Here is a 15,820-nt window from a genome sequence, read left to right as displayed (position 1 = left end):
ACGGCGCAGTCTGTCAGTAGGAGCGCGGGAGCTTGAGCGAGTTCTGCGCGACGAAGTTGAGGACCATCTCCCGCGACACCGGCGCGATCCGCGAGAGCCGTGACATGCCGAGCATCGACGCGAGGCCGAACTCGGCGGTCAGGCCGTTGCCACCGTGGGTCTGGATCGCCTGGTCCACTGCTGCCGCCACGGCCTCGCCCGCCGCGTACTTGGCCATGTTCGCGGCCTCACCGGCCTCCCGGTCGTGGCCGCTGTCGTAGAGCGCGGCGGCCTTCTGGGTCATGAGCCGGGCCAGCTCGATCTCGATGTGGATCTTCGCGAGCGGGTGGGAGAGGCCCTGGTGCGCGCCGATCGGCGTCTCCCACACCTGGCGCTGGCGGGCGTAGGTGACGGCTTTGCGCATGGCGAGCCGGGCCGAGCCGGTGGCCATGCTCGCGCCCATGATCCGTTCGGGGTTGAGTCCGGCGAAGACCTGGAGCAGGCCCTGGTCCGGTGCGCCGACGACGGCGTCCGCGGGCAGCCGGACGTCGTCGAAGAAGAGGGTGAACTGCTTCTCCGGTGACAGCAGGTCCATCTCGATCTCGTGGTGGGTGAAGCCCTCCGCGGTCACCGGCACCACCACGAGCACCGGTCCGGTGGCCTGGATGGAGACCACGAGAACGGCGTCGACCTCGTCGATGCCGGAGATGTAGGTCTTGCTGCCGTTGAGGACCCACTCGTCGCCGTCGCGGCGGACGTTCGTCTTCAGCTTGTGCGCGTTCGACCCGGCGTCGGGCTCGGTGATGGCGAACGCCATCTTGAGCGTGCCGTCGGCGAAACCGGGCAGCCACTTGGCCTTCTGCTCATCGGTGCCGAACCGGGCGATCACCGTGGCGCAGATCGCCGGCGAGACCACCATGAGCAGCAACGGGCACCCGGCGGCGGCCAGCTCCTCGCACACCGCGGCGAGGTCGCCGATGCCGCCGCCACCGCCGCCGTACTCCTCGGGCACGGCCACGCCGAGGTAGCCGAGCTTGCCTGCCTCCTGCCACAGCTCGGTGGTCTTCTCCCCCGCGCGGGCCTTGGCGACGAAGTACTCGGTGCCGTACTTGCCACCCAGCTCGGCGACCGCCCTGCGCAGCGCGGTCCGCTCCTGCGACTCGACGAAGCTCACTGTTCCTCCACTACGGCCAGGACGTCTCCGGCGTTGACCTGCTGCGCCCGTTCGACGAGGAGTTCGGTGACGGTGCCCGCGGTGCCGGCGAGCACCCGGTGTTCCATCTTCATGGCTTCCAGCACCAGGAGCTCCTGCCCCGCGGTCACGTGGTCGCCCTGGCGCACCGACACCCGGACGACCGTGCCGGGCATCGGCGCGACCGTCGCACCGGGGGCCACCCCGGTCTCGGGTTCGGGGAAGCGCGGCACGACCCGCAGCGACACCGACCCGCGCGGCGAGTCGACCTCGACGGTGTCGCCGTACCGGGCGACGTGGAACGGGACGCGCACGCCGTCGAGGTCGAGGGTGACGGTGTCCGCGGTGGCCTGCGCCGGGTCGTACTCGACCTCGATCTGCTCGTCGCCGAAGAGGAACCTCGCCTTCGGCTGCTGCGAGCGAACGTTGCGCCAGCCCAGCGGCAGCGCGCCGATCCGGCGGGTGGCCGCGCCCGCCAGTGCCGCCGCGAGCGCGAACGGGTGCGGGTCGACGGTTCTGGTGAGGTCGTGCTCGGTGAGGAACCCGGTGTGCGTGTCGCCGTCGAGGAACGCGTCGTGCCGCAGGACGTTCACGAGCAGCGCGCGGTTCGTGACCAGACCGTGGACCTGCGCGTTCTCCAGCGCCGCCGCGAGCTTGCGGGCGGCGGCCGCGCGGGTCGGTGCGTGCGCGATCACCTTGGCCAGCATGGGGTCGTAGTGCACGGAGACGACCGACCCGTCCTCGACGCCGCTGTCGAGCCGGACGTCGCCGGGCACGGTGAAGCGGTGCAGCGTGCCGCTGGCGGGGCGCCAGTCGTGCGCGGGGTCCTCGGCGTAGAGGCGGACCTCGATGGCGTGCCCCCGCGGCGGTGGTGCCTGCTCGGGCAGCCGGGCGCCCTCGGCGATGCGCAGCTGCCACTCGACCAGGTCGACGCCGTGCACCAGCTCGGTGACGGGGTGCTCGACCTGCAACCGGGTGTTGACCTCCAGGAAGTGGAAGTCGGTGCCCTTCAGCATGAACTCGACGGTGCCCGCGCCGACGTAGCCGATCGACTCGGCGGCGGCCACGGCGGCGGCGAACAGGCGTTCGCGGACGTCGTCGCCGACCGCGGGGCTCGGGGACTCCTCGACGATCTTCTGGTGGCGGCGCTGGATGGAGCACTCGCGTTCCCCGAGCGCCCACACGGTGCCGTGGGTGTCGGCGAGGACCTGCACCTCGACGTGGCGCGCGTGTTCGAGCAGCGGTTCGCAGAACACGGTGGGGTCGCCGAACGCCGACTCGGCCTCGCGGCGCGCACTGGCGAGCGCGTCCGCGAGCTCCGCTTTCCCGCGCACGACCCGCATACCGCGCCCGCCGCCGCCGGCCGAGGCCTTGATGAGCACCGGGAACTCGGTGACGGTGTCCGGGTCGAGCTCGGGCAGCGTGGGCACGCCCGCGGCCGCCATGCGCTTCTTCGCGGCGACCTTCGAGCCCATGGCCTCGATGGCGTCCGGTGCCGGGCCCACCCAGGTGAGGCCGGCCCGCTGGACCTCGCGTGCGAAGCCGGCGTTCTCGCTGAGGAAGCCGTAGCCGGGGTGGACGGCGTCGGCGCCCGCCTTCAGCGCGGCTTCGACGAGCAGGCCGGCCCGCAGGTAGGTGTCGGCGGGTGCCGCGCCGGGCAGGTTGACCGCGAGGTCGGCCTCCCGCACGTGCGGTGCGCCGGCGTCGGGGTCGGAGAACACCGCGACGGTGCGGATGCCGTGGGCGCGGCAGGTCCGGATGATGCGGCGGGCGATCTCGCCGCGGTTGGCGATGAGGAGCGTCTTGATCACTGGGGTCATCACATCCGGAAGACGCCGAAGCCGTCGGCGCCCCTGATCGGTCCGCTGTGGACAGCGGAGAGGCAGATGCCGAGCACGGTCCTGGTGTCGCGCGGGTCGATCACGCCGTCGTCGTAGAGCTTGCCGGACAGGAACGGTGCGAGGGACTGCTCCTCGATCTGCGCTTCCACCATGGTGCGCATGGCGGCGTCGTGCTCCTCGTCGTACTCCTGGCCCTTCGCGATCGCGGCCTGCCGTCCCACGATCGACAGCACGCCGGCGAGCTGGGCGGGGCCCATGACGGCGGACTTGGCGTTGGGCCAGGTGAACAGGAACCGCGGGTCGTAGGCGCGGCCGCACATGCCGTAGTTGCCCGCGCCGTAGCTGGCGCCCATGGTGATGGTGAGGTGCGGGACCCGGCTGTTGGACACCGCGTTGATCATCATCGAGCCGTGCTTGACGATGCCGCCCTGCTCGTACTGGGCGCCGACCATGTAGCCCGTGGTGTTCTGCAGGAAGACCAGCGGCGTGTCGCTCTGGTTGGCGAGCTGGATGAACTGGGTGGCTTTCTGCGACTCCTCGCTGAAGAGCACGCCGCGGGCGTTGGCGAGGATGCCGACCGGGTAGCCGTGCACGCGCGCCCAGCCGGTGACGAGGCTGGTGCCGTACAGCGGTTTGAACTCGTCGAACTGCGAGCCGTCGACGAGCCGGGCGATGACCTCGCGCGGGTCGAACGGGACGCGCTGGTCCTCGGAGACGAGGTCGAGGATGCTGTCGGCGTCGTACAGGGGTTCGACGACGGCGGCCGGTTCCGGTCCCTGCTTGCGCCAGTTGAGGCGGGCGACGACGCGGCGGGCGAGGCGGATCGCGTCGACCTCGTCCTCGGCCACGAAGTCGGCGAGCCCGGACGTGGTGCCGTGCATGGTGGCGCCGCCGAGCGACTCGTCGTCCGCGTCCTCCCCGGTGGCCATCTTGACCAGCGGCGGGCCGCCGAGGAACACCTTGGAGCGGTCCTTGACCATGATCACGTAGTCGGACAGGCCCGGCACGTACGCGCCGCCGGCCGTGGCGTTGCCGAAGACCGCGGTGATCGTGGGAACTCCGGCCGCGCTCAGCCGGGTGAGGTCGCGGAACGCCCGGCCGCCGGGGATGAAGATCTCGCTCTGCGTCGGCAGGTCGGCGCCGCCGGACTCGACGAGGCTGACCACCGGCAGCCGGTTCTGCAGTGCGATGTCGTTGGCCCGCAGGCTCTTGCGCAGCGTGTACGGGTTGCTGGACCCGCCGCGCACGGTCGGGTCGTTGGCGACGACCACGCACTCGACGCCCTCGACCCGGCCGATGCCGGTGACCACGGACGCGCCGACGGGGAAGTCGGTGCCCCAGGCCGCGAGCGGTGACAGCTCCAGGAACGGGCTGTCCTCGTCGAGGAGCAGCTCGACGCGTTCGCGTACGAGGAGCTTGCCGCGCCGGTGGTGCCGTTCGACGTACTTCGGCCCACCTCCGGCGAGCGCTTTGGCGTGCTCGGCGTCCAGCTGCGCGATCTTCGCGAGCAGCGCCTCCCTGTTGCCCATCAGGCGAACCCCAATCGTCGTGCCGCGAGCTCGGTCATCACCTCGCTCGCACCTCCCCCGATGCCGAGGATGCGGGCGTCCCGGTAGTGGCGCTCCACTTCGGACTCCCGCATGTAGCCCATGCCGCCGTGCAGCTGCACGGCCTCGTCGACGACCTCGGCGCACGCGTCGACGGCGGCGTTCTTCGCGAAGCAGACCTCGGTGACGCAGTCCTCGCCGCGGTCGACCCTGGCCGCGACCTCGCGCGTGTAGGTCCGCGCCAGCTCGACCTCCTGCGCCATGTGGGCGAGCTTGTGCCGCACCACCTGGTTCTTGATGAGCGGTTTGCCGAACGTCGCGCGGTTGCGCACCCATTCGACGGTGAGGTCGAGGGCGCGCTGGGCCGTGGCGTAGGCCTCGACCGCCATGGTGACGCGTTCGACCTGGAACTGCTGCATGATCAGCGCGAACCCCTGGTTCTCCTCGCCGACCAGGTTCGCCACCGGTACCCGCACGTCGTCGAAGTGCAGCTCGGCGGTGTCGCTGCAGTGCCAGCCCATCTTGTCGAGCCTGCGGCGGGTGAACCCGTCCTCGACCACGAGCAGCGAGATGCCCTGGTAGCCCTCGCCGCCGGTGCGCACGGCGGTCGTGACGAAGTCCGCGCGGCACCCGGAGGTGATGAACGTCTTGGCGCCGTTGACGACGTAGTGGTCACCGTCCCTGACCGCGCGGGTCGTGATCGCGGCGACGTCCGACCCGGCGCCGGGTTCGGTGACGGCGAGGCTGCCGATCTTCTCGCCGCGGATGGCGGGCCGCGCGAACCGTTCGATCAGGTCTTCGTCGCGCGACTGCCAGATGTGCGGGATCGCGATGCCGAGCGTGAACAACGCCGCCATCAACCCCGAGGAGCCGCCGTTCTGGATGATCTCCTCGGTGAGCACGACCGAGTCGAGCAGGTCGCCGTGCTCGAACCCGATGCCGAGCAGGCCGAGCTCCGCCGCCTTGCGGTGCAGCTCGCGCGGGACCTCGCCGTCGCGCTCCCACCGGTCGAGGTGCGGCACGACCTCCTTGCGCGTGAAGTCGCGGACGAGCTCCCTGAGCTCCTTCCGCTCGTACAGGTCCTTCGTGATCACAGGAGCTCCTCCGGGATCTCGACTTCCCTGCTGCGCAACCACTCGCCCAGGGCCTTGGCCTGCGGGTCGAACCGGGTGCCGCTGGCCACGCCCTCGCCGAGCAGGCCGTGCAGCACGAAGTTGAGCGCCTTGAGGTTCGCCAGCTCGTACCGCGTGACCGCACTGGCCTCGGGCAGCAGCTCCTTGAGCCGGTCCGCGGTGAGCGTTTCCGCCAGCCACGCGTACTGCGCTTCCGTGCGCACCCACACACCGATGTTGGCGTCGCCGCCCTTGTCTCCGCTGCGGGCGCCGGCGATGGTGCCCAGTGGCCGTTTCACAGGATCACCGCCTTCGGGCTGACCTCACCGCGGTGCACGTACGCGGCCCGGTAGACGCCGAACGGCGTGCCGTCACTCGGCGGCGCCGTGACGTGGAAGCCGGGGTAGCTGCCCAGCGCCAGCTCGACCGCCGCCCGGCTGAACGCCTTGGCCCGCTTCGGGTCCGCGGTCTTGACCACGACGTGCAGGAGCGCGCTGGCCTGCTCCTCGGTGGCGGCGTCGGGCCGGTCGGTCCTGGCCAGCGTCCAGGTGAGGTCCTGCTCGCCGATCCGCCGGTGCAGCTGTTCCCTGACCAGCTCCGCCTTCTGCTCGACGTCGAGTCCGGTGAGGACGAACGTGGTGCCGTTGCGGAACCCGCCGAGCGTGTTGAGGCACACCTTGAGCGTGTCCGGCGGTGGGCTGCCCCTGGTGCCGCTGATCTCGACACCGCGCGGGGTTTCCTGGAGCCGGACGGTGTCGAAGTGCGTGGTGACGTCCGGCCCGAGGTACTGCGGCGCACCGATCTCGTAGAGCAGCTGGGCCGTGACGGTGTCCACGGTGACCGCACCGCCCGTGCCGTCGTGCTTGGTGATCAGGCTGCTGCCGTCCTCGCGCACCTCGGCGATGGGAAAGCCGGGATGCGTCGCGTCGATCTCGGTGAAGAACGAGTAGTTGCCGCCGGTGGCCTGCGTGCCGCACTCCAGCACGTGCCCGGCGACGGTGGCGCCGGCGAGGCGGTCCCAGTCGCCGCGCCCCCACCCGAAGTGCGCCGCGGCCGGCCCCACGACGAGGCTCGCGTCCGTGACCCGCCCGGTGACCACGACCTGCGCACCCTGCGTCAAGCAGTCGGCGATCTCCCAGGCACCCAGGTAGGCGTTGGCGGTCAACGCCTCCGGGAACCGGTCCTTGAGGTCGTCGCCGGTGACGTACCCGACCATGGTGTCCGGTGCGAGGTTCTTGAGCTTGCGCGCCAAGCCCTCGGGGTTCAGGCCGCCGGCGTTGGTGACGACCTTGACACCCCGGTCGAGCGCGAGCGCCAGGCAGTCCTCCATCTGCCGCAGGAACGTCTTGGCGTACCCCAGCTCCGCGTTCTTCATGCGGTCGCGGCCGAGGATCAGCATGGTGAGCTCGGCGAGGTAGTCGCCGGTCAGGACGTCGAGGTGACCGCCTTCCAGCTGTTCGCGGACCGCGGACAGGCGGTCACCGTAGAAACCGGAGGCGTTGCCGATGCGGATCACCGGGTGGCCGCCTGGGGGGTGTGGCTTTGTGCGTTGCCGCGCCGCCTTGTGTTGCCGCACCCGCTCGCGTTGCTGAGCCCGCTCGCGTTGCCGAGATCGTGCGACCTGCGCCCGTGCGCGCCCGCCGGTCTCACCGACCCGCACACGTCCACACGCCCCGCAGCCCCGCGCCCGTCCGCGTTCGCAGAACCCGCCAACCTGCCCGCGTTCTCCATCCCCGCTCGCGTCCCAGCGCTCACCGCCCGCCTCCGGGCGGCCCGGCGAACGCCTGCGCGATCGGCACCCACTCCTGCGCCACCGGCCCGACGGCCTCGATCTTCAGCTGCTCGCGGTTGCGCCGCTGCGTCACCAGGAACGCGAAGTCCAGCGCCGGCCCCGTGATCCGGTTCTCCGCGTCCTGCGGGCCCCACGTCCACACCTCGCCGCCCGGCCCTTCGAGCTCGACGCGCACCTCCTGCTCGGGGGTGGCCTTGCCGTTGAGCAGGAAGGCGAAGCCCATGGTGCGCACGCCGATGTGGCAGACGTGCCGGATGCGCGCGGTCGGTTCGCGGGTGACGCCCAGGCCGTCGAACACGTCCTGGCCGTGCGCCCAGGTCTCCATGATCCGCGCGGTCGCCATCGAGGCGGGGCTCATCGGCGGGCCGAACCACACGATCTTGCCGCTGGCTGCGGCGAGGTGCTCCCGCAGTGCGCGGCGGCTGTCGCGCCACAGGTCCAGCAGGTCCGGCAGGGCCGCCGCCTCGGCCGCGGTGCGGTCGACGATGTCCGGGGTCAGGGGTTGCGCCTGGAACGCCTCCGGGTCCGTGATCGCGAGGACCGCGGCCTTGTCCGTCCACATGAGATGGCCGATCTGGTGGCCGACGGTCCAGCCCTCGGCCGGTGTCGGCGTGGTCCAGTCCGCGTGCCTCGTCACGAGCTCGTCGAGCTCACGCGACTCGGCGTCGAGGTCGGCCAGCAGTTCCGTGATCACAGCTGCTCCTCCAGCATCCTCGCCCAGTACCGCACGACGTGGGCACGCCGTTTGGTGTCGTCGCCGAGCTGGTTCGCCAGTGCCAGGCCGCGGACCAGGTCCAGGGTTGCCTGCACGGCGTCCTTCACGCCCGGCTTGGTGTCGTCGGCGTCGAGCAGTTCCAGTGCCAGGCCGTAGACCTCGCGGCCCAGCCGCGCCTGCAGCTGGAGCACCTGCTCGCGCAGCTCGGGGTCCGTTCGCGCGGCCACCCACAGTTCGAGGGCCGCGGTGAACAGGTCGCTCGCATGGAAGTCCGCGATCAGCTCCACCACCGCGTGCGTGCTCTTCTCGGCGACGGCCGCCCGGCTCTTCAGCGCCTCGACGCTTTCCGCGCCCACGTGCTCGACCGCCGCCGCCACCAGCTCGCCGCGGGTGCGGAAGTGGTGCAGCTGGGCGCCACGGGACACGCCGGCGCGTTCGGCGACCACCGTGGTCGTGGTGCCGGACCAGCCGTGCTCGACCAGGCACTCGACGGTGGCCTCCATCAGCTTCCGCTTGGTCTCGCGGGTGCGGTCGGCTTGCCGCTGCCTCGTCTCCACGGGTCCGAGTGTTCCGGGCCACAAACAAACAGTCAAGCCTGCTTGTAAATGTCCTTACCTCACCTCCTCCCCTCCACATCTGCCGCCCCACCCGCGTTTCCTCCTTGCGGGGGAGGGCGAGGAGCGGATCCGGACATGAAGAAGACGGGCGCAGGCGTGAATCCGGACAAGCTTCACCCGTCGGAGTGATGAGACCAGGCATGAGCAGCGGAAATGAGAGGCGTTCGACGAGCGCGGAAACAGTCCGTACAATGTACGGTATGTCGTACGAAGAGGTGCAGGACTGGTTCACGCGGTGGGACGCGCTCGCCGTCGCGGGTGAGGTCGAGAAGATGGCCGACATGGCCCTGTTCCCCATCAACACGGTCACCGACGGGTCCGCGGTGACGTGGGACCGCGAGCGGTTCATCCAGGAGATGGGCGCGCAGGTCGGGGGCGGTGAGGTGCAGATGGAGTCGACCAGGACGCCGCACTTCATCAACGACAACCTGGTGTTCGTGATCACCGACGGCACGATCAACGGGGCCGTGGTGCGGTACGGCGACCTGCTGGTGAAGGTCGGCGACGAGTGGAAGTTCCAGACCATGGTCCAGGGCGGCTGGGCCTAGCCACCGCCCGGAGCGACGGTCGGGGAAACGGCGTGGCGGGCGACATCGGCGCCCGCCACGCAGTGCACCTGCGGGAACCTGGGGCGTCCGAACGGTCGAGCCGGCCTGAGCCGGAGCGAGGAGAGGACCACCCTGGGGAAGAGGGTGCGTCCACAAAGCTGTCAAACAGAGGTCAAAACAGGATCAGAGCAGGGTGAGCTGGTCCTGGTCCACGCGCGGCACCGGCACGCCCACCGGCAGGCTGCCGTCGGGCCACACGCCGTCGTCGTCACCGGGCACCCCGGTGACGGCGTCCGCGGCACGACCGCGGGGCGCCAGGCCGTGCTTCTCGATCAACGGCGTCACGCGCGCGGTCAGCCGCCTGCGGTAGCCGCGGTCCACATAGGACCCGTTGCCGTACAGGTGCCGGTACGTCTCGATCAGGTCCGGGTGTTCGCGCCGCAACCAGGCCGCGAACCACTCGCGAGCGCCCGGACGCAGGTGCAGCGGCAGCACGGTCACGCCGGTGGCGCCGGCGTCGGCGATCTGCTCCAGCAGGAAGTCCAGCTGTTCCACCGAGTCCGTCAGCTCCGGCAGCACCGGGGCCACGAACACACCGCACGGCAGCCCGGCCTCCCGCACCTTGCGCACGAGGTCGAGGCGCGCGGCCGGCGTCGGCGTGCCGGGTTCGAGGGACCGGTGCAGGTCGCGGTCCAGCAACGCGAGCGACACGCCGATGCCGACCGGCACCACCTCCGATGCCGCGACCAGCAGGGGGAGGTCGCGGGCCAGGAGGGTGCCCTTCGTCAGGATCGAGAAGGGCGTGCGGGACGCGGTCAGCGCCTCGATGATCCCTGGCATCAAGGCGTACCGGCCCTCCGCGCGCTGGTACGGGTCGGTGTTGGTGCCCAGTGCGACGTGCTCCTGCTTCCACTTCGGGGACCGCAGCTGCCGGGACAGCACCTCGGGGGCGTTGACCTTCACGACCAGCTGGCTGTCGAAGTCGGTGCCGCTGTCGAGGTCGAGGTAGGAGTGCGTCTTGCGGGCGAAGCAGTTGTGCGACACGACGCCGTTGGCGATGAAGTCACCGGTGCCGGTGGTGATGTCGTAGAGCGCCATCTCGCCGACCTCCTCGACGGCCACGACGCCGAGTGGTTGCTGCGACTTGATCGCGACGCCGTCGATGTCGCGCTTGCGGGTGATCGCCGGGTCGACGAGGTGGAAGAACCGCAGGTTCTCGCGCAGGCCGCCGCGCAGGCGCACGACCCGCACGCCGCGGCGGCGGCGCAGCTCCTCGATCGCGAAGTCGAAGTGGAAGTGCTTGAGCGCCAGGCAGATCGCCTCGACGACGGTGGCGTTGCGGGTGGACATGCGCAGGATGCTGCGCGAGCAGGTGCCGAGGTAGTCGAACGCACCCGCGAGGAATCCCTTGAGCCAGTCGGGGTTCGGCGCTATCTGCCAGTGCGCTAGTTCGCGCACCTGGTGCAGAAATCCCCTCCCTTCTCGCACACCGAAGTAGTCGAGGTACTCGCGGGTGCGGTCCATGGCCTCGATGTCGGCCAGGGGGATGCGGAACTCGTGCTCGTCCTCGACCATGCCGCGCAGGTAGCCGCGGCGGTAGTCGTCGGTCACGGTGGGCTGCTCGACGAAGGCCCCCGTGCCCATGAGCTTGTTGCCGGTGGTGAGGTGCGGGCGGCGCCCGGTGCCGGCGGTCTCGCCGGTCACGTGCTTCCAGCCGCGGTCGGTCAGGAACCGGTGGTCGCCCGAGGCGACGACCGACGTGCCGTCCTCCAGCGTCAGGCGGTACGCGACCTTCTCGGTCTCCCAGTGCGCCAGCACGGTCGTGAGCTTGTAGCGCCGGTAGTTGCCGACGAGCTCGGTGCCGTAGATCTGGTCGCCCTCGCGCAGCTCGGACAACGGCCTGGTGCGCCCGTCCGCCATGAGGATCGGCGTGTCACCGGCCATGCAGTAGGTGCAAGCGTGCGAACACCCCCGGTACGGGTTGACGGTCCACGAGAAGGGCAACGACGAACCCGCTACCCCGTTCAGCACGGATTTGGCGCGGACCTCGTGGAACACCACGTCCGCGAACTCAGGAGTTCGTACGCTGCGCACCAGTCCCGGTAGCCCCGGTAGTGCCTGTTGCGGCTCTGCCTCGAGTTTCTGCCCGTCCCATCGCACACCTCGATTCGAACACATGTTCGAACAGCGGTCAAGGAGAGCACGTGTCACCCATTGAGGTCGCAGGCTTCGTCACCGGAGCACTGTGCGTGTGGCTGGTCGCCCGGCAGAACCCGTGGAACTGGCCCATCGGGATCGCCAACAACATCGCGTTCTTGGTGCTGTTCTGGGGAAGCGGGCTCTACGCGGACTCCGGGCTGCAGGTCGTCTTCATGGCGCTGGCGGTCTACGGGTGGTGGGCGTGGGTGCGCGGCGGGGAGCGGCACAGCACGTTGAAAGTCAGCCGCACGACCGCGAACCAGTGGATCGCGCTCGCAGTCACAGGAGTCGCAGGAACCGCTCTGCTGCACTGGGTTCTCATCAGTTTCACGCAGTCCACGGTGCCGTTCTGGGACGCCGTCACGACCGTGCTGTCGTTGCTCGCCACCTGGGGGCAGGCGCGCAAGAAGGTCGAGAGCTGGTGGCTGTGGATCGCGGCCGACATCGTCTACGTGCCGCTGTACGCGTACAAGGAGCTGTATCTGACGGCGGTGTTGTACGTGGGGTTCATGGTGCTGTGCGTGCTGGGGTTGCGGAGCTGGTCGAAGGACCTGAAGAGCGAGGTGCCCGCGTGAAGGAGTTCCGCCACGCGCTCGTGCTGGGCAAGTTCTACCCACCGCACAACGGCCACCACCACCTGGTCGAGACGGCGGCGGCCCGCAGCGAGCGCACCACGGTCACGGTGCTCGCGGCGTCCACAGAGGCCATACCGCTCGCACACCGGGTGGAGTGGATGACCGAACACCACCGGTATACCGACGGTGTACGCGTTGTCGGCGACCTGGACGACCACCCCATGGACTTCGACGACGACCACGTCTGGTCGCTGCACGTCGAGCTCACCAAGGCGGTGCTGGCCAGACGCGCCATCGCCGACGGGGAACCCGGCGGGGCTCCGGTCGACGTCGTGTTCTCCAGCGAGAAGTACGGCGAGGAGCTGGCGCGCCGGCTCGGTGCCGAGCACGTCCTGGTGGACCTCGACCGCACCACGCACGCCGTGTCGGGCACCGCGGTGCGCGCGGACCCGCTCGGCAACTGGCACCACCTCTCCCCCGCCACCCAGCGCGGCCTGGCCCGCCGCGTCGTCGTCCTGGGCGCGGAGAGCACCGGCACGACCACCCTGTCGAGGCAGCTGGCCGAACACTTCGGGGCGCCCTGGGTGCCCGAGTACGGCCGCGAGCACACCGAGCACAAGCTCAGCGCCGCACGGGCGTTCAACCCTGCGGCCACTGTGGACGATCTGGTGTGGACGCTGGGCGACTTCGACGACGTGGCGCGCGAGCAGGAACGCCGCATCCGGGCCGAGACGGCGCCGCTGGTGATCGCGGACAACGACGCGTTCGCCGCGACCGTCTGGGGAGAGCGCTACCTCGGTTTCCGGCCGGAGGTCCACCAGGGCACCCGGCCGCACCTGTACCTGCTGACCGACCACGTCGGTGTTCCGTTCGAACAGGACGGCTGGCGCGACGGCGAGCACCTGCGGGAGTGGATGACGGGCGTGTTCGAACGCGAGCTGGCGCAGCGCGGCGTCGAGTGGCTGAAGGTGACCGAGGACCGGTTCGCCACGGCCGTCACGGTGGTCGAACGGCTGATGCGGCAGGATGTCACGCGTGGGTCACGGTCACGGGCATAGTCATTCAGCGGAACCGGCCTCGCGGCGCGTGCGGACGTTGCTGACGTGGCTGCTGGTGCCGTTGGTGCTGGCGACCGCCGTCGGCGCCCTGCTGCTCTACCCGTTCGGGCACGAACAGCGCACCGGCGCGCAGATCGGCCTGCACCAGAAGCCGGTGGACGCGGTCGTCACGGGCGTGCAGGACGGCGTGTGCGGGGAGAACTGCACCGCGGTGACCGTGCGGATGTCCGACGGGGACGCGAGCGGGCAGAGCGTCACGATCCCGAACCTGCGCGGGGCGGGTGCGCCGCGCTACCAGACCGGCGACGAGGTGGTGCTGTCCTATTCGGGCAGTCAGCCGCAGGCGGCGGAGTCGTACCAGATCGTCGACTTCCAGCGCGGCTGGTCGCTCGTGCTGCTGGCGGTGCTGTTCGCGGCCGCCGTGCTGCTGCTGGGCCGGTGGAAGGGGCTCGCGGCGCTCGGTGCGCTGCTGCTGAGCTTCGTGGTGCTGGTGCTGTTCGTGCTGCCGGCGATCCTGGCAGGCGAGAACCCGCTGATGGTGGCGGTCGTCGGCGCCGGGCTGATCATGTTCGTGGTGCTGTACCTGTCGCACGGCGTCTCCGCGAGAACGTCCACGGCGGTCCTCGGCACGCTCGTGAGCCTGGTGCTGATCGGCGTGCTGGGCGCGGTGTTCTCGTGGGCGGCGCAGCTGACCGGCCTCGACGAGGACACGATCAACCTCGTCACGGTGCTGGGCACCGACATCGACACGCGCGGGCTGCTGCTCGCGGGCACGATCATCGGCGCGCTGGGCGTGCTCGACGACGTGACCGTGACGCAGACCAGCGCGGTGTGGGAGCTGCGGCGCGCCAACGACCGGCTGACCTGGCGCGAGCTGTTCGCCGCGGGGTCGCGGATCGGGCGCGACCACATGTCGTCGGTCGTGAACACGCTCGTCATGGCCTACGCGGGCGCGGCGCTGCCGTTGCTGCTCGCGATCTCGCTGGCCGGGCGGTCGATGGGCGAGATCCTCACGGCGCAGCAGATCGCCCAGGAGATCGTGCGGACGCTCGTCGGCAGCATCGGCCTGGTCGCGGCGGTGCCGGTGACGACGGCGCTGGCCGCGCTCGTCGCGGTGCGCCAGGAGGTCACCCCCGCCGCGGCCCCGGACCCCGAACCCGAGCCGGAACCCGAGCCCAAGATCGTGAAGCGCGCGAAGCCCGCGGCGGAACCGGCTCCGGAACCGGCGGTGCGGCCCGCGCGCGCCCGGATCGAGGGCGACCTCTACGGCTACGACCCCGACAAGGGGCCGTGGGTGCGCCCTAGTGGGCGAGCAGCACGAAGAGCAGCGTCAGAACGCCCGGCACCACCTGCACGAAGAAGATCTTCCGGCTCGCCGTGAACGTGCCGTAGACGCCGGCGACGATCACGAACACGGTGAACAGCACGGACGCGCCGAAGTCCTGCCGGACGAGCGCGTAGATGAGACCGGCGGCCAGGAAGCCGTTGTAGAGGCCCTGGTTCGCCGCGAGCGACTTCGACGCCTCGGCGAACTCCGGCGTGAGACCGAAGGCCTTGCGGCCGCGCGGTGTTGTCCAGAGGAACATCTCCAGCACCACGATGTAGATGTGGATCAGCGCCACGAGGGCCATCAAGATGTTCGCGATAACCTGCACTTACGTCCTCCTCTGGAGCGGCATGCCCGGTGAGAGGATAGAGCAGTGGGAAGACAGCGGCCCGAGGCAGAAGCGATCACCGAGTCGATCGACTCCGGAGTGGCCGAACTGGTGCCCGAGGTGGGGAGCCGGAGCTCGTGGACGTTGCGCGTCAACGGAACTCCGCAGTCCCATGTGGACCTCGACGACCCGACGTACCTGGAGTTCGAGTACGTCCGCCGGCTGGGCCACGTGGTCGACCTCATCGCACCCGCCCGCGTGCTGCACCTCGGTGGTGGCGCCCTCACGCTCGCCCGCTACGTCGCGGCGACGGTGCCGCGCTCGACCCAGCAGGTCGCGGAGATCGACGCGGGCCTGATCGCGTTCATCCGCCGCGAGCTGCCGCCACCGCCGCGGGTGAAGATCACCACGGGGGACGCGCGGGCGGTGCTGGCCCGGTCCCGGCCCGGTTCGTTCGACCTGATCGTGTCGGACTGCTTCGCGGGGGCGCGCACACCGGCGCACCTGACGTCGGTCGAGTACGTGCGGCAGGCGTCGGCGGCGCTGGCCGATGACGGCGTCTACGCGGCGAACATCGGTGACGGCAACGGCCTGCAGTTCGCACGGGCGCAGTGCGCGACCGTGCGCGCGGTGTTCGAACATGTCTGCGTGCTCGCCGAACCGGGTGTGTTCCGGGGCCGGCGGTTCGGGAACTTCGTGATCTTCGCGTCGCACACCGGTCTGCCGATGCAGCAGCTGACCCGTGCGACGGCGAGCGACCCGTTCCAGGGCCGGGTGGAGCACGGGACGGGGCTGACGAAGTTCATCGGCGGCGCACCCGTGACGACAGACGCGACGGCGACCCTGTCACCAGCGCCGCCGTCCGGCCTCTGGGGCACCTGACCCACCCCTGCCGTGAAGCGGTCCGCCAAGCAACCGTTCACCCACAGGAGCCCCACCAGCCTCACTTCAACGCACGCGGGGAGCTTTCGTGCACCAGAAGCGCACGAA

The 15,820-nt window shown here is 70.4% G+C and carries 13 protein-coding genes and 1 pseudogene; 5 read left to right on the top strand and 9 right to left on the bottom strand.

Features of this window, described 5'->3' with window-relative positions:
* Positions 1-13: 13 nt before the first annotated feature.
* The 7 genes and pseudogenes from ACZ7CF_RS27515 to ACZ7CF_RS27485 all read right to left on the bottom strand — a co-directional run bounded on the left by ACZ7CF_RS27515 (position 14) and on the right by ACZ7CF_RS27485 (position 8,681).
* Positions 14-1,153 (bottom strand): acyl-CoA dehydrogenase family protein, encoded by a 1,140-nt coding sequence (locus ACZ7CF_RS27515; protein ID WP_470370909.1) that lies wholly within the window; start codon positions 1,151-1,153, stop codon positions 14-16.
* Positions 1,150-2,982, bottom strand: a complete 1,833-nt coding sequence (locus ACZ7CF_RS27510; RefSeq protein ID WP_470370908.1) for an acetyl/propionyl/methylcrotonyl-CoA carboxylase subunit alpha — start codon at positions 2,980-2,982, stop codon at positions 1,150-1,152. Before ACZ7CF_RS27510 ends, ACZ7CF_RS27515 begins: the two co-directional genes overlap by 4 nt.
* Positions 2,983-2,990: 8 nt before the next feature.
* Positions 2,991-4,541: an acyl-CoA carboxylase subunit beta gene (locus ACZ7CF_RS27505; RefSeq protein WP_470370907.1), complete on the bottom strand. Its 1,551-nt coding sequence runs from the start codon at positions 4,539-4,541 to the stop codon at positions 2,991-2,993.
* On the bottom strand, positions 4,541-5,653 hold the full coding sequence (locus ACZ7CF_RS27500) for an acyl-CoA dehydrogenase family protein (RefSeq protein ID WP_470370906.1): 1,113 nt from the start codon (positions 5,651-5,653) through the stop codon (positions 4,541-4,543). The genes ACZ7CF_RS27505 and ACZ7CF_RS27500 overlap by 1 nt, the downstream gene beginning before the upstream one ends.
* Positions 5,650-7,187, bottom strand: a pseudogene (locus ACZ7CF_RS27495) (acyclic terpene utilization AtuA family protein). Before ACZ7CF_RS27495 ends, ACZ7CF_RS27500 begins: the two are co-directional and overlap by 4 nt.
* A gap of 235 nt (positions 7,188-7,422) precedes the next feature.
* Positions 7,423-8,157 (bottom strand): TIGR03084 family metal-binding protein, encoded by a 735-nt coding sequence (locus tag ACZ7CF_RS27490; protein ID WP_470370905.1) that lies wholly within the window; start codon positions 8,155-8,157, stop codon positions 7,423-7,425.
* Entirely contained in the window at positions 8,154-8,681 is a 528-nt protein-coding gene (locus tag ACZ7CF_RS27485; RefSeq protein WP_458434350.1) for a TetR/AcrR family transcriptional regulator, read from the bottom strand. The genes ACZ7CF_RS27490 and ACZ7CF_RS27485 overlap by 4 nt, the downstream gene beginning before the upstream one ends.
* Positions 8,682-8,995: 314 nt before the next feature.
* On the opposite strand from ACZ7CF_RS27485, the gene ACZ7CF_RS27480 reads away from it, so the two are divergent.
* Positions 8,996-9,343 (top strand): nuclear transport factor 2 family protein, encoded by a 348-nt coding sequence (locus ACZ7CF_RS27480; protein ID WP_360392288.1) that lies wholly within the window; start codon positions 8,996-8,998, stop codon positions 9,341-9,343.
* Positions 9,344-9,526: 183 nt separating this feature from the next.
* Here the strand turns inward: ACZ7CF_RS27480 and ACZ7CF_RS27475 are convergent, their stop codons facing one another.
* Positions 9,527-11,521: an intein-containing Rv2578c family radical SAM protein gene (locus ACZ7CF_RS27475; protein ID WP_470370904.1), complete on the bottom strand. Its 1,995-nt coding sequence runs from the start codon at positions 11,519-11,521 to the stop codon at positions 9,527-9,529.
* A 26-nt stretch (positions 11,522-11,547) separates the two neighbouring features.
* Here ACZ7CF_RS27475 and pnuC point away from each other — a divergent pair, with 26 nt between their 5' ends.
* From pnuC to ACZ7CF_RS27460, 3 genes are read left to right on the top strand one after another with little or no spacing between them, the layout of a single operon-like run.
* Positions 11,548-12,117 (top strand): nicotinamide riboside transporter PnuC, encoded by a 570-nt coding sequence (gene pnuC, locus ACZ7CF_RS27470; protein ID WP_470370903.1) that lies wholly within the window; start codon positions 11,548-11,550, stop codon positions 12,115-12,117.
* Positions 12,114-13,175: an AAA family ATPase gene (locus tag ACZ7CF_RS27465; RefSeq protein ID WP_470370902.1), complete on the top strand. Its 1,062-nt coding sequence runs from the start codon at positions 12,114-12,116 to the stop codon at positions 13,173-13,175. Before pnuC ends, ACZ7CF_RS27465 begins: the two co-directional genes overlap by 4 nt.
* Before the next feature lie 28 nt (positions 13,176-13,203).
* Positions 13,204-14,556 carry a YibE/F family protein gene (locus tag ACZ7CF_RS27460; RefSeq protein ID WP_470370901.1) on the top strand — a complete coding sequence of 451 codons (1,353 nt, stop codon included), beginning with the start codon at positions 13,204-13,206 and terminating at the stop codon, positions 14,554-14,556.
* Here ACZ7CF_RS27460 and ACZ7CF_RS27455 read toward each other — a convergent pair.
* Entirely contained in the window at positions 14,477-14,830 is a 354-nt protein-coding gene (locus tag ACZ7CF_RS27455) for a DUF1304 domain-containing protein (RefSeq protein WP_360392301.1), read from the bottom strand. The genes ACZ7CF_RS27460 and ACZ7CF_RS27455 overlap by 80 nt on opposite strands.
* A 45-nt stretch (positions 14,831-14,875) precedes the next feature.
* Between ACZ7CF_RS27455 and ACZ7CF_RS27450 the strand changes: the two genes are divergently transcribed.
* Complete coding sequence (locus tag ACZ7CF_RS27450; RefSeq protein ID WP_360392303.1) at positions 14,876-15,712, top strand: spermidine synthase; 837 nt, start codon at positions 14,876-14,878, stop codon at positions 15,710-15,712.
* The last annotated feature ends 108 nt before the right edge of the window (positions 15,713-15,820 follow it).

It is taken from the genome of Lentzea sp. NPDC036955 (assembly GCF_055608005.1).
Note: the sequence above shows the minus strand (reverse complement) of the source record. Positions and strands in the feature narration are given on the sequence as shown.

Bases quoted from the DNA above. Each gene is read 5' to 3' on its own strand.
- ACZ7CF_RS27505 (WP_470370907.1), bottom strand. From the start codon at position 4,541: ATGGGCAACAGGGAGGCGCTGCTCGCGAAGATCGCGCAGCTGGACGCC.
- ACZ7CF_RS27485 (WP_458434350.1), bottom strand. From the start codon at position 8,681: ATGGAGGCCACCGTCGAGTGCCTGGTCGAGCACGGCTGGTCCGGCACC.
- ACZ7CF_RS27480 (WP_360392288.1), top strand. From the start codon at position 8,996: ATGTCGTACGAAGAGGTGCAGGACTGGTTCACGCGGTGGGACGCGCTC.
- ACZ7CF_RS27475 (WP_470370904.1), bottom strand. From the start codon at position 11,521: ATGTGTTCGAATCGAGGTGTGCGATGGGACGGGCAGAAACTCGAGGCA.